Raw genomic sequence first — 12,877 nt, 5'->3', positions numbered from 1 at the left:
ATTCCATGGGTCTACAGTATCTGCGTCTAAAATTTATATTAATGGTGTTGGGTTTATTCATTTTTAGCTCTAGCGAAAGCCAGGGATCGCTCTTGGTTGATGAATTGACAAAAGGCTTCTGCCGGTTATCCTTACAGGGGAAGGCATGGAAGGCAAAGTTTATCAAGCAGGGCAAAAAAGAACCTGGGCTCTTCTTTAAGGACAAAACAAAACCTCTTTTTAACAAGAAATATTTTGGTAAAAAAACCTATCGGACTGCTACCTCTAGCGCTTTATTTTCCCAGTTCATGTTGCCGAAGAATTCCTTTAACCACAGAGGATTTCATACCACGCATGTGGTGAATGAAGATGAGACAAAGGTAGAGAAAGTGAAAGGTCAAAATTTTCATATTTCAGTTAAAGAGTATAAAAATTCTGGAAGAGATCTCGCGTTGGTTTTCGAAATTAAAGCTGAAGACAGCAATGCGTTTCACGGTCTGCTTTTTCTAGATGGTACATTAAAACTCGAGTCAGAAATGGAAATAAGAGATTTTTACGAAGAAAGCCAATATCTAGAAGTGATCCATAATACTTTAATACCAGAAGATGAACTGGATGTGCTTAACGTGAGGAGACGGTATGACATTAAGGATTATAGTCAAATTTCTCAAGACTTAGCTGAGAAAGTAGAGGACTATTCAAGTCGTGTGATCTTTAGTATTCGCTTTAAAGCGTTCATTCCACCTGAGAGTAAATCTTAGAGATTGAAGAGGGGGGCTTAAGCGAATGCGATCCACAAAAGAAGCGCACCACCTAAAAATAACCGATAGATAACAAAAGGTGTAAGACTCGATTTTTGAAGCCAGCGCATCATAAAATGAATAGCAACAAGACCTGACATTAATGAGACGCCAATACCAATGAGCAACTCATGAGTGATAAGGCTTTCTCCTGATTGAACAACCTTAATGCCCGTATGGGTTGCGGCAGCAATGATGGCCGGCATTGACAATAAAAAAGAAAACCGCGCGGCATCTCTGCGCTCAAATCCTAAAAGGCGTCCCATGGTCATACAGGCTCCAGAACGACTCGTGCCAGGGATCAAGGCAAGGGCTTGAGCACAGCCAACCAGAAAACCTCTTCCTAAAGTCATTTCCTTAAAGGTATTAATTTGTGGAGATCTTTGATCGATAATGTACATTAAAATGCCAAAGAAAATGCTCGTTGACGCAACAAGACCAATGGATCTTAATTCGAGACCAAAATAACTAATTAAAGACCCTAAAATCACTGCGGGAACGGTAGCTAGAGATAAATTAAGGAAAAACCGCGCTTGTTTCGTAAAACGACCAGTTACTAGATTAAAAAAGCCAATGGTTAATTGAATAACTTCTCGCCAGAAATAAAAGAGCACAGCGCCTAAAGTACCCACATGGACTGCAACATCCATGATTAAGCCTTGGTCTTCCCATCCCATAAATTGCGGTAGTAAAATCAAGTGACCTGAGGAACTTATGGGCAAAAATTCCGTCAGTCCTTGAATAATAGCCAAAAGAAAAATCTGTTCTAGAAGCAATCTGAGGCCTTTTCGTTCCTGATAGATGTGGTATTTATGGTAAAATCGATATCGTAACCTATGAAAGAAGTCAAAAGCTTTATGAGAACCCTGTTTCATTATCCACTTTGCCCCTATAGTCGAAAAATTCGGATGCTTTTGGCTGAAAAGAATTTGGAATTTAGTTTGCAATTTGAACCAGTTTGGCGTAAACGGCCTGAATTTCTTGATATTAATCCTGCGGGAAAAGTACCGGTTTTGATTGACCACGAGAATCAAGTGATTATGGATAGTGGGGTAATTTCGGAATATTTAGAAGAAGCATATCCCGGTCAGAATTTTATTGGTAAAGCAATTGCAGCGCGCGCTGAAACAAGACGTATTGTCGCCTGGTTTGACGATGTTTTCTTTAATGAAGTAACCAAACAAATCGTCTTTGAAAAAACTATGAAGCGTCAGTTTTCCTTGGGAGAGCCTAATTCTAACGTTATTCGCGAAGGAATATCTTACATGCATCAACATTTTGATTATTTGTCATGGTTGATAGAAAGACGTCATTGGGTAGCAGGTGAAACTTTCTCTTTAGCAGATATGGCTGGCGCTGCGCATATTTCAACTTTAGACTATATCAATCATGTTCCTTGGGAAGAATATCCTGAGATTAAAGAATGGTATTCACGTATTAAGTGTCGTCCCAGTTTTCGAGGGCTATTAAATGATCAAGTGCCTGGCATAATCCCTCCTGTGCATTATTGGGATTTAGATTTTTAAAAATGCGGTCTATAGCTTTTTAAATATTCAGGAACAATGGCTTGAACATCTTTTGGTTGAATGCCTAAATCCTTAAATGTCCAGGCTTTATTTGATACGACTGAATCTTTCTTCATGAGCTCAACCTGGTCAGCGGTTAAAGGAGGATGGGGCAAGATTTGTAAAAAATAACCTAAGATTTTTGAGACAAAAAAAGGTAAGGAAACAAAAATTTTTTTACGTTGAATTGTTGTCGTAATAAATTCCATGATTTGAGTTAACGTGTAGACTGTTGGACCACCGAGTTCATAAGTTTTCCCAGTCGTTTCAGTATTCTTAAGAATTGCGATCACAGCATCAGCAACGTCTCCAACATAAACAGGTTGAAATTTTGTTTTTCCTCCACCAATAAGAGGTAAAAACGGACTCAAAACAGCTATTTGTGCAAAGTAGTTAAAAAAACGATCTTCAGGGCCAAAAATAACACTGGGACGTAAAATAGTAACATCTGGAAAAATCTTTTTAACGGCCTCTTCTCCTTGACCTTTAGTTTTAGCGTAACGAGAGTGACTATGTAGATTGGCTCCCAGTGCTGACATGTGAATGAGACGATGAACTTTATGAAGAGCACAAGCTTTAGCAACATTCTCTGCACCGCGAAGGTGGATTCTGTCAAATCGTTGAGAACCCTTTTCAAAAAGAATTCCTACGAGATTGATGACAATGTCTGTTTCTTCACAGGCAGCACGTACAGAGTCGTAATTGCAGATGTTGACGGGAATTGGGGTGACTTGACCGACAACGCCCATGGTTCTTAGAAAGAGCGCTTGATCAACATCACGAACACCTACACGAATTTGGGCGCCTGCTCTGGCGAGACGCTGAACAATGCGTCTTCCCACCAAACCAGATCCGCCAAAAATTGTTACTTTTTTCCCCTGCATACTGTACTCATTTTTGAAGATTATTGCTGTATTTCAACGGTATCACCTAAAGTGATTTTACCAAAATTTTGATGAATAAAATAGGCACCAAAGGAAATTCCTTTATCGGTCATTCGATAAGTCTTTAGTGTGGTTAGTGGTTCACGGTCTTTACGTTCGCCGGTTTCTTGATCGGTAGAGGTAATAGTGCAGCGTGTGCAAAGCTTAGAAAACTGTAAAGACAAATCACCAATCTTTATTTCTTTCCATTTATCTTCATCATGCGCTTCTATTGAGCCGGAAATCACGATATTGGGACGAAACCGATTCATTGGAAGAGGTTCTTTTAATTTACTGTTTAAAACGCTTAATGAAGACTCAGAAATTACGAGGAAAGGTTGCGAATCCTGAAAATTAATGTGTCGATGATTGTCCCCCGTATATCTTTCATTTAACTTCCGAGAAGAACGAGGATCCATCCTTACCAGTTTCACTGGTGTATCTAAAAAGCGACTTAATTTCTCTGAGGTTTCTGAGGACACTTCAACCACTGAACACAGGTCTTTCCAGATAGTGGCTATACGAGGTTCTCCTTCAAACTCTTCAATATCATGTACTCTTGGGGGTTCTTGAGGGATATTAATGACAAGGTTTTCTTCTTGAATAGTTGGTTGAATCAGGGCCATGCGAGGAACAGTGCGTTGAGTGATGAAACGATCATTTTCATCAATGATCATCCATTGTCGATCAAATTCAGCACCATTTTCTACAACGTTAAAGGATTCCACCTCTACATAGTGAAGGCTTTTAATAGGATGGATATAAAGTTTTGATATCTTATAATCTGTCATTTTATACCCTTTTCCTGAAGAAATGAGAAGATATGGGTGAGAGGCTCTTTAAGAGAGGGTAAACGAGAAAGTCGATTAACAATATCCTGAGGATTGATTAATCTTAGAAGAGAAAAGACGATAAGCGCGATTATCATTATACGCATTAAGCTGATGGTAATTGTAACTAACTCTTGGCTTTGAATAGTCAAAGCGATGATGGAAAGAATCAGAGATAACAAAAACCAGGGGCTCAGGAGATCTTTGATCAATCCTCTCCAAAAACTTTTGCTGGGACGACGTTTAGGTGCAATTTTGAGCGTTGAAACAATAAATTTTTCCCACTGCTTTAAGCGGGATTTGCTTATTTTTAATGCTAATAAGCAAAGGCTTATAGCTAAGATTAGTTTAAGAACCACAAAACACGCTATGATCGTATATAGGCTTATAGCGAAGGATTGTTTTTGAAGCCAAGTTTCAAGAAATGAAAATCCTTGAAAAAGAGAAGATCCAAAAATAATACTGCCAATAAGAATAGGCTGAATAAAGCTCCAAAGGCTAGCTAAAATGCTGCCAATAATCCATCCAAAAGCGTTATGACCAAAAATGAGAGGACCTAATGCGTAGAGAAAACCCTGCATAAGAATGGCGAACACTGGACTTAGTCTCTTTCCCATGGGAGCAAAGACTTTCATGAGAGCTGTAATACTTGATATTTGAAAACTGGTGACTCTTTTTTCCATACCAGAGGCCCAAGACATCCAAAAAATCTGATGAAGTGACAACCAAAAGCCGCTTAACGGAATATGTAGGGTGTGGCAGATAGTGCCAATGGTAAGCTCGCCTATGCCGACAAAACCTCCCGCTTTGTTGCTAGGCGAAAGCTGATAGAATGTGCTTTTTTCCAACCCTCTATCCACAATCAAAGAATTAACCTTTCCATCCTGTAAAATAGATCACATCAAAGGGAATGGCAAATCGACCATTCTGTCGCTCTAAGCATTTTTCAGCATTTTGAAAAAGTTTCTTAGAAGGAGTTGCTTTCGAACGTTCAATCAAAGCATTCCCTTCTCCCATTCCTCTTAAATCGTGTAAAAGAGTGATTAATTTTTCATAGTGCACCATTACCCGATCCACATCAACCATGGGCCATGTAAAATTTGCTTTTTGTAGAAGCTCTACAGATGCTTCATTGGAGATGAGAGGATAAATGCGCGCATGAGCGCCCTTTGTGAGAAACAACTCAGTTTGTAAAAGGGCATCCCGCAAAGGCTTAAGTGTTTCTCCACCAAAAAATGTTCCTAGAAATACCCCTTCGTTTTTTAAAGAAGAACGAATATTACAAAGATGCGATAAGGGATCATTTAAGGAGTGCAACGTTAAAGTTGAGATAACCAAGTCAAAAGAGTCTGCTCTAAAACACCAATCTTCAAAATTGAAGGTAACTCTGTTCGAGTATAGAGAGAGATTAAATCGTTGAGAAGTTCGTTCGGCAGATACTATGAAAGCTTCAGGAAATCTTTTGTGAAGAGCATCTTTTAAAATGCCTGTGCTTGCACCCATGAGAAGGATAGTAGAAAAATCTCGCTTAATTTCACGCAAGCGCTCTAGAATTTGATTCTCAACGTCTTCAAAAAGAAACGCATGTTCAGAAAAACGAGAGGCCGTACGCGCTTGATTTTCTCTTATACGGCAAACGTCAAATAAAGGTTTCAAACTCCACGATCTCCATTCTAGGAATCAAAACCGTGGAGATCTTTAGCGGCTCTTTGACGACTCATGAGCAGGTAAACAGTGGGTACTAAGAAAAGCGTGAACAAGGTTCCTAAAGTCATACCACCAACGATCACTAATCCAATAGGTTGACGGCTTTCCATGCCGGCACCGCCGGCTAAAGCTAGAGGAAGAGCGCCCAGAACCATTGCAAACGTTGTCATTAAAATAGGACGTAAACGCAATCTTGACGATTCAATGACGGCTTCTAATTTTGATTTACCATCAGCTTTTAATTTATTGGCGAAATCAACGATAAGAATACCATGCTTGGTGATCAAACCAATCAATGTCAAAAGACCAATTTGACTATAAAGGTTCATAGTCATGTCTGGAACAAGCCATAGGAGAAAAACACCACTGGCCATGGACATTGGCACACTGAACAGAATGATAAGAGGATCTATGAAGCTTTCGTATTGAGCTGCAAGAACCAAGTAGATAAAGAGCAATGCAAGACCAAAGATGATGGTCACATTACTGCTTTCTTCTAGAAAACGGCGGCTTTCTCCACCGAAGTCAATACGATAACCGTCGGGCAAAGACATGTAAGAGATGTCTTTAGCTTTTTGTAAGGTTGTGCCCAAGCTTGCCCCTGCATCAAGACGTGCCGTAAGGGTAATAGCTCTTAAACCACCAAAGTGGTTGATTTCAGTAGGGGATAAACGCTTGCTAATAGTGATGAGCTCTGAAAGAGGCACCATTGTTTCTTTGCGATCTTTAGTACTTCGGATATAAAGTCCTAATATATCGTCAGGTGATTTTCGGAAAGATTCTTCGACTTCCACTTTCACATTATAACGTTTATTTTCACGCTTAAAAAAGCTCGCTGGCCGGCCGCTGATTAAGGTATCAAGAGTGCTTGCGATGGTTGCTATCTCAATGCCAAGGGAAGCTGCTTTATCGCGATCGACGGTGACAACATATTCTTGTCCTTCATTAGAGAAGTCGCCTTCGAGGCGTTGAAGTTTAAGCTGTTGCGTTAAAATATGCATAAGTGGATCAACAGAGATAATCAAATCCTCATAAGATTTCGTTGTTTGTACAACCATCTCAAAAGGTGATTCGCTGATGCCAGAACCCAAGAGACTTTTACCTCCCATGCTGGCAACGAGTTGCAACCCTGGAACTTCATCTAGAGGATCGCGAAGACTTTCTGCAATCTCTTTACTGCTGCGCTTACGGTCTTCCCATGGCTTTAAAAGGTTCAAAGCAGTTGACTCACCCGGAACACTAACAAGTGTTAGGCGTGTGGTGATTTCTGGGACACCCTTTAAAATCTCATCGACTTGTTTCATATAGCGATCAACAAATTGAAGATTAGCGCTGTAGGGAGGAATAGCTCTAACGTTTACAATTCCTTGATCTTCTCTTGGCACAAGTTCCGTGGGAATGCGCATCACAATTAAATATCCAAGCGCTGAAATGAATCCAGCAGAGATCAACACAAGGAATTTTCGATCAAGTGCTTTACGTAAAATTTTGGCATAAAAGCTATCGATTTTATCGAGGTAAAGGTCACCTTTAACTCCTAAGTCTTTCCAGAGTTTTTTTAATACATAAAAACGATCTGATTTCTTTATAGAGTCTTTGCCATGAGGATGGAGTAGTCGTCCACACATCATCGGCGAAATGGTAAGGGCAACGAAACCAGAAAGAATCACAGCGCCAGCAAGCGTCAAAGCAAACTCAGTAAAGAGAATACCTGTCATGCCGGGAGAAAGTGTAATAGGAGCATAAACAGCTGCTAGAGTGATAGTCATAGCAATAACGGCAAAACTGATTTCTTTTGCACCTTTAAAGGCAGCTGCAATAGGAGACATACCTTTTTCAATGTAACGATAAATATTCTCGAGCATAACGATCGCATCATCAACGACCAATCCAATGGCAAGAACAAGAGCCAAAAGTGTAAGCGTATTAATAGTAAAGTTAAAAAGATAAATGATAAAAAATGACCCAATCAATGAGACAGGGATAGCAACGATTGGGATAATAATCGCTCTAAAAGAGCGCAAGAAAACTAAGATCACTAAAATAACGAGAATCGTTGCTTCAAAAAGAGTTTGATAGACATTCTGAATTGTGCGTTCTATGAAAATAGTCTTATCATTGGCGATTTCAATCTTCATACCTTTGGGCAAAGTTTCTTGGATATGAGGTAATTGTTTTTTGAGATCTTGAGCAATATCTAAAGGATTTGCGACAGACTGTTTTGTAAGACCAATGGCAACAGCATTTTTCCCATTAAAGAAAACTTTGTTACGTGTGTCATCGGATTTCATTTCAGCAAAGCCAACGTCTGAAAGGCGAATCAGATAGCCTTCTCTTTCCCCAATAATTAAATTATTAAATTGACGTTCGCTAATGAGAGGAGCTTTTGTAGTGACAAGAATTTCTTGCTCTTTTGAAATCAATTTACCTGCAGGTTTTTCAACGTTCTGTTGCTTAAGAGCATTCGCAACATCTTCGGCAGTAATTTTGTAACCCGCTAGTTTGACTGGGTCTAAAACCAAATGCATTTCATATTCACCACCGCCAAAAATCTCAACGCTGGAGACACCGTTGATGACTTCAAGTTGACTTTCCAAATATCGATAAGCATAGTCAGCAATATCTTTTGTTGAAAGTTTATCGCTATAAAGGGCGATGTAGATAAAAGGTAAGGCGTCAGCATCAGCCTTTTTAATACGGGGATCTTCTGCATCGGCAGGTAGTTTGTTTTTAATACGTCCTATGCGATCTCTTACATCGTTAGCGGCTGCCTCAATGGAACGATTAAGATTGAATGTTAGAGTGATACGACTCTCTTCCGCTTGACTTCTAGACGTGATGGTATTCAACCCTTCAATACCGGATAACTGGTCTTCTAAAGGTTTGGTTACTTGAGCTTCAACGATTTCTGGGCTGGCACCTTCGAAAGCAGTGATAACGCTTATTTTAGGTTGATCAACGTTTGGATATTGTCTTACCTGAAGTCGTGACCAAGTGACGGCACCAACCAGAACAATAATTAATGACAAAACTGTGGAAAGAACGGGACGTCGAATACAAATCTCAGTTAATTTCATAAACTAAACCTTTTTGCTGGATATCGTTGTTGTATCCCTTTGTTGTTATTTAGAAACTTCAGATTCTGTGGGTACACTTTCTGTTTTAGGCTCTCCATTCTCACTGGGGCCGGAATCAGATTGTTTTTCAGTTTCTACGATAGTTTCTGCAGCTTTTTCTTGAGGTTTTACTTCCTCACTTTTCTGTTCTTCAGTTTGAGCAGGAGCTTTCTTTTTCTCCTCAGCAACTTTTTCTGTATCTTGAGAGGTCTCTGGTTCGTCCAGTTGATATCTTACAGGTGTTCCATCACGCAGTTGTTTGACTTGATAACCAACTGTAATAATCAAGTCGTCTGCATTGAGTCCACGCAAGACTTCAACGTTTTCATTTTCTCGAAGACCTGTAGCGATGGGAACACGCACAGCTATTTTATCAACGACTTTAAAGACAAACTCTTCGTCGCCAGATAACTCGATGGCGCCGGCTGGAATAATAAGTGTATTATCTTTAGAACCAACGACAACAGAGGCACGAGCAAATAGACCAGGTTTTAGAATGCCTTTTTTGTTTGGCATCTCGGCTCTTACTCCAATGCTGTGACCACTTTCGTCAACAGTGGCGTCGATAGATTCTATGGAACCTTTAAACTCTTTATCTTCAAAACCGTCGACACGAATATTGACTTGCTGCCCAACGCTTATATAGCGTAGGAACTGACCCGGTAATTTAAAATCTACTTTTATAGGATCTATATCGACCAGGGTTGCAAGCTCTGTTTGTTCGCTAACAGGACTGCCAAGAGCGATGTCATGGATGCCAACTACTCCTTCAAAAGGAGCATACACAACTGTACGTTCGAGACGAGTTTTAGCTGTTTCTAAGGAAGCCTCAGCCATTTTTAATTCGGCAAAGGTCTTGTCACGCGTTTTAATGGGACCAAATTGCGAAGCGGCTAATTTTTCAGCGCGTTTATATTCGGCTTGGGCAAGAGCAAGTTTCGCTTCTGCTTCTTTCAAATCAGATCTAAAAGTACGATCGTCGATCTCAAAAAGAGGATCGCCGGCGTTGACCATTTGCCCACCTTTAACGTCAACTTTTGCAATTAATCCATGTACTTCAGGACGAATTTTAACGACTTGATTCGCTACTAAAGTGCCTACAGCATTAACTTTTCGTGTCATGGATCCAACGCGTACATGCTCTACTTCAACAAACGGTCCTTCGTTTTGCCGTCTTCCTTTAGTGCCAACTTTTTCTTGAATGAAATAAGTGAGTAGGGCAATAACTGTTACTGAAATAAGCACAATAACTGCTATTGGTACACGTTTGAGGAGAGTCATTGTTGACATCTTTCTTTATTGTTCTGTAAATATAATATTAGCATTACATAAGTTAATTTTTTATAAAATCCTATATGTCAAATTTTATAGAAAAATAACGATCACGTTATTATATATAGGGCTTCTTAACCCCTTGGACAAGTTTTTTTGAAAAAGAATTTATCATCTCTTCAGGACAAAACAATTTTACAAGTTTTACCGAACATGGACGTTGGCGGTATTGAACAAGGTACACTTCAGATCGTTGAAGCATTACACAATGTAGGAGCTCGGGCTCTCGTTGTCTGTCATGGAGGAAGATTGATAGAGGACGTTGTAAAAAGGGGGGGTGAAGTTATAACTCTCCCTGTCCATAGCAAAAATCCTCTGGTGATGCTTAAGAATATTCACTCCTTAAAACGTCTGATAACAAAGGAAAGAGTAGATCTTGTCCATGCGCGCTCACGCGCTCCTGCTTGGAGTAGTTATTGGGCTTCAAAAAGCCTTCATATTCCTTTTCTCACCACATTTCATGGTACTTATAATTTTCACAATCCATTCAAGAAATTCTATAACAAAATTATGACTAAAGGAGATCGCGTTATTGCGATTTCTAATTTTATTGGTCAACACATTGAAAAAAACTATGGTTTAAATCATGAGAAGATTGACATCATTTGGCGTGGTATTGATTTAGAAGTATTTGACCCCAAGAAAATCAAACAGGATTATCGAAAGAAATGGGGGATTCCTGCTGACCATTTTCTCATTTTAATGGTTGGACGTCTAACACGGTGGAAAGGGCAAAAAGTTTTGTTGGAAGCCTTATCCCATTTGACATCAAAAAAAATTGCTTGTGTGTTTTTAGGCTCTCATCAGGGACGAGAGGCTTATAAGCTTGAGTTGGAAAATTACACTAAACATAAGCGATTAGAGCATTTGGTGCGATTTGTAGAGAATGATGCTATGCCTGCAGCCTATTCAAGTGCCGATCTTATTGTGCATGCCTCAACGGATCCAGAAGCTTTTGGAAGGGTGGTAGCTGAGGCTCAGGCGATGGAAAAACCAGTCATTGCAAGTTGCTTAGGTGGTCCAAAAGAAATTATTAAAGATGGCGAAACTGGGTGGTTGATTGAACCTAACGATCCTAAAGCGTTGGCAACAGTTATAGAGTTGGCTTTAAATCTAAAAGCCTCGCAACGTCAATCTATGGGAAAAAAAGGACGTCAGAGAGTGCGAGAGAATTTTTCAAAGGAAAGTATGTGTGCTAAAACCTTGGCTGTCTACGCAAAAGTATTAGGAACGAAAGCGTGAAAACTCAACAACATATTTTGGTAATCAAGCATGGGGCTTTAGGAGATATGATCAATTCTCTTGGAGCTTTTAAAGTCATTCGCAAGCACCATAGAAACGATCATATTACTCTGTTAACTGATCCAGCTTATGTTAAATTTGTGAGTAAAACGCCCTATTTTGATGAGATTATCACTGATCGTCGAGATCGACTTTACCTGGATTTTTTTAAGCATCGTAAAGTATTGAAGACATTTCAGCGCATTTATGATTTGCAAACATCAAGACGTAGTTCCTTATATTTTAAACTTTTAGGGCCAGGGCAAAAACCTGAATGGAGTGGCATTGCTGAAGGGTGCAAGTTTCGTCAAACGCGTTCAGACCGAGATTTTATTCATGCCTTTCTACGTTTTGCAGATCAACTAAAGATTGCGGGCTTAAAAATTAAAGGAGAAGAAGATCTTTATCCAGATCTATCATGGCTTAAGCTCGATGTGGGTCATTTTAATATACCAGAAAAATCTGTGCTATTAATTCCTGGAAGTTCTAAAGGCGGAGCGAGTAAACGTTGGCCAGCGCTTAAATATGCAGATTTATCGAATCGGTTGATTGCAAAGGGATGGAATCCAGTACTCATTGCTGGTCCAGATGATCAAGAAGTAGCATCAGTTATTCGTGAAAAATCTCCACAAATATTAGATCTCAGTTTAAAAACAAATTTTTTTGAAATCATTGGGATTGCAAGAAAAGCAGTAGCTATTGTTGGAAACGATACGGGGCCCACACATCTTTCAGCTTATACAAAATCTAAAACGCTGATTTTATGGTCGAGCTTTTCTGATCCTAATGTTTTTGCTCCTAGAGGACCAAATGTTCATGTGTTGCATTACCCTAACCTCGAAGAATTATCGGTTGAGAAAGTCTTTGATTATCTTATAAAAGTAATATTAAAATCTTCAGAAGCTATTAAAAAGGTGAAGAGAGGGTGTCTATGAAATTTGTTGCGGTGCTTAATAAATCTATTGAGATTCCAAGATTAATGAATGCTTTAGGGCATGTTACGATAGGTCTTGCCAGACAGCTTGAGAGTGATGTGGAGGCTGGACTCGTAACGTATGTGGATTCAGAAGGTAATCGATTCCCTCACATCAGTCAGTATCCTTTTATTGTTCTGGACACAAACAGCTCAAAGTTGAAAGCTTTTCATGAAGCCTTAAATCAAGAAAACATAAGGCACACTACTTTCCTTGATACGATGATCGAAGGTGGGTCTGACCAACAAGTAGCACGTACTAAGGAAAGAAAATTTGAAGAGCTGATATTTTATGCTATTGCCGCCTTTGGAGAGAAGGCGAAGCTAGATCCATTAACCAAGAAATTTTCGCTTTTTAAGTAAAGATTCTT

General features: G+C 39.5%; 12 protein-coding genes. 5 read left to right on the top strand and 7 right to left on the bottom strand.

From position 1 onward, the window contains the following. Nucleotides 1-5: 5 nt before the first annotated feature. Entirely contained in the window at nt 6-740 is a 735-nt protein-coding gene (locus GQ61_RS04050; protein WP_085784090.1) for a hypothetical protein, read from the top strand. A gap of 17 nt (nt 741-757) precedes the next feature. On the opposite strand, the gene GQ61_RS04045 is transcribed toward GQ61_RS04050, so the two are convergent. Next, nucleotides 758-1,654 (bottom strand): undecaprenyl-diphosphate phosphatase, encoded by an 897-nt coding sequence (locus GQ61_RS04045; RefSeq protein ID WP_198157409.1) that lies wholly within the window; start codon nt 1,652-1,654, stop codon nt 758-760. Here GQ61_RS04045 and GQ61_RS04040 point away from each other — a divergent pair. Further along, entirely contained in the window at nt 1,637-2,305 is a 669-nt protein-coding gene (locus GQ61_RS04040) for a glutathione S-transferase family protein (RefSeq protein WP_085784089.1), read from the top strand. The genes GQ61_RS04045 and GQ61_RS04040 overlap by 18 nt on opposite strands. On the opposite strand, the gene GQ61_RS04035 is transcribed toward GQ61_RS04040, so the two are convergent. Genes GQ61_RS04035 through GQ61_RS04010 form a run of 6 tightly spaced genes read right to left on the bottom strand, consistent with a single transcriptional unit; the run spans nt 2,302 to nt 10,201 of the window. Continuing rightward, the gene (locus GQ61_RS04035) at nt 2,302-3,228 is read right to left on the bottom strand and encodes a complex I NDUFA9 subunit family protein (protein WP_085784088.1); all 927 of its coding nucleotides are present in this window, start codon (nt 3,226-3,228) and stop codon (nt 2,302-2,304) included. The genes GQ61_RS04040 and GQ61_RS04035 overlap by 4 nt on opposite strands. Nucleotides 3,229-3,248: 20 nt before the next feature. Beyond that, on the bottom strand, nt 3,249-4,058 hold the full coding sequence (locus GQ61_RS04030) for an MOSC domain-containing protein (RefSeq protein WP_085784087.1): 810 nt from the start codon (nt 4,056-4,058) through the stop codon (nt 3,249-3,251). Further along, complete coding sequence (locus tag GQ61_RS04025) at nt 4,055-4,945, bottom strand: hypothetical protein (protein WP_157111139.1); 891 nt, start codon at nt 4,943-4,945, stop codon at nt 4,055-4,057. Before GQ61_RS04025 ends, GQ61_RS04030 begins: the two co-directional genes overlap by 4 nt. 22 nt (nt 4,946-4,967) lie before the next feature. Further along, the gene (locus tag GQ61_RS04020) at nt 4,968-5,753 is read right to left on the bottom strand and encodes a class I SAM-dependent methyltransferase (protein ID WP_085784085.1); all 786 of its coding nucleotides are present in this window, start codon (nt 5,751-5,753) and stop codon (nt 4,968-4,970) included. A 17-nt stretch (nt 5,754-5,770) separates the two neighbouring features. Further along, the gene (locus tag GQ61_RS04015) at nt 5,771-8,881 is read right to left on the bottom strand and encodes an efflux RND transporter permease subunit (protein WP_085784084.1); all 3,111 of its coding nucleotides are present in this window, start codon (nt 8,879-8,881) and stop codon (nt 5,771-5,773) included. A gap of 45 nt (nt 8,882-8,926) precedes the next feature. After that, nucleotides 8,927-10,201, bottom strand: a complete 1,275-nt coding sequence (locus GQ61_RS04010) for an efflux RND transporter periplasmic adaptor subunit (protein WP_198157408.1) — start codon at nt 10,199-10,201, stop codon at nt 8,927-8,929. Between the two features lie 147 nt (nt 10,202-10,348). Between GQ61_RS04010 and GQ61_RS04005 the strand changes: the two genes are divergently transcribed. From GQ61_RS04005 to GQ61_RS03995, 3 genes are read left to right on the top strand one after another with little or no spacing between them, the layout of a single operon-like run. Beyond that, nucleotides 10,349-11,494, top strand: a complete 1,146-nt coding sequence (locus tag GQ61_RS04005; RefSeq protein WP_085784082.1) for a glycosyltransferase family 4 protein — start codon at nt 10,349-10,351, stop codon at nt 11,492-11,494. Then, nucleotides 11,491-12,468, top strand: a complete 978-nt coding sequence (locus tag GQ61_RS04000; RefSeq protein WP_085784081.1) for a glycosyltransferase family 9 protein — start codon at nt 11,491-11,493, stop codon at nt 12,466-12,468. Before GQ61_RS04005 ends, GQ61_RS04000 begins: the two co-directional genes overlap by 4 nt. Next, nucleotides 12,465-12,869, top strand: a complete 405-nt coding sequence (locus tag GQ61_RS03995; RefSeq protein ID WP_085784080.1) for a DUF2000 domain-containing protein — start codon at nt 12,465-12,467, stop codon at nt 12,867-12,869. The genes GQ61_RS04000 and GQ61_RS03995 overlap by 4 nt, the downstream gene beginning before the upstream one ends. Nucleotides 12,870-12,877 lie beyond the last annotated feature (8 nt).

This window comes from Candidatus Nucleicultrix amoebiphila FS5 (genome assembly GCF_002117145.1).
GTDB classification, from domain to species: Bacteria; Pseudomonadota; Alphaproteobacteria; order Caedimonadales; family Nucleicultricaceae; genus Nucleicultrix; species Nucleicultrix amoebiphila.
The sequence above is the reverse complement of the archived record's forward strand: the minus strand, read 5'-3'. Positions and strand labels throughout refer to the sequence as shown.

Bases quoted from the DNA above. Each gene is read 5' to 3' on its own strand.
- GQ61_RS04040 (WP_085784089.1), top strand. From the start codon at position 1,637: ATGAGAACCCTGTTTCATTATCCACTTTGCCCCTATAGTCGAAAAATT.
- GQ61_RS04030 (WP_085784087.1), bottom strand. From the start codon at position 4,058: ATGACAGATTATAAGATATCAAAACTTTATATCCATCCTATTAAAAGC.
- GQ61_RS04045 (WP_198157409.1), bottom strand. From the start codon at position 1,654: ATGAAACAGGGTTCTCATAAAGCTTTTGACTTCTTTCATAGGTTACGA.
- GQ61_RS03995 (WP_085784080.1), top strand. From the start codon at position 12,465: ATGAAATTTGTTGCGGTGCTTAATAAATCTATTGAGATTCCAAGATTA.
- GQ61_RS04010 (WP_198157408.1), bottom strand. From the start codon at position 10,201: ATGACTCTCCTCAAACGTGTACCAATAGCAGTTATTGTGCTTATTTCA.
- GQ61_RS04035 (WP_085784088.1), bottom strand. From the start codon at position 3,228: ATGCAGGGGAAAAAAGTAACAATTTTTGGCGGATCTGGTTTGGTGGGA.
- GQ61_RS04015 (WP_085784084.1), bottom strand. From the start codon at position 8,881: ATGAAATTAACTGAGATTTGTATTCGACGTCCCGTTCTTTCCACAGTT.
- GQ61_RS04050 (WP_085784090.1), top strand. From the start codon at position 6: ATGGGTCTACAGTATCTGCGTCTAAAATTTATATTAATGGTGTTGGGT.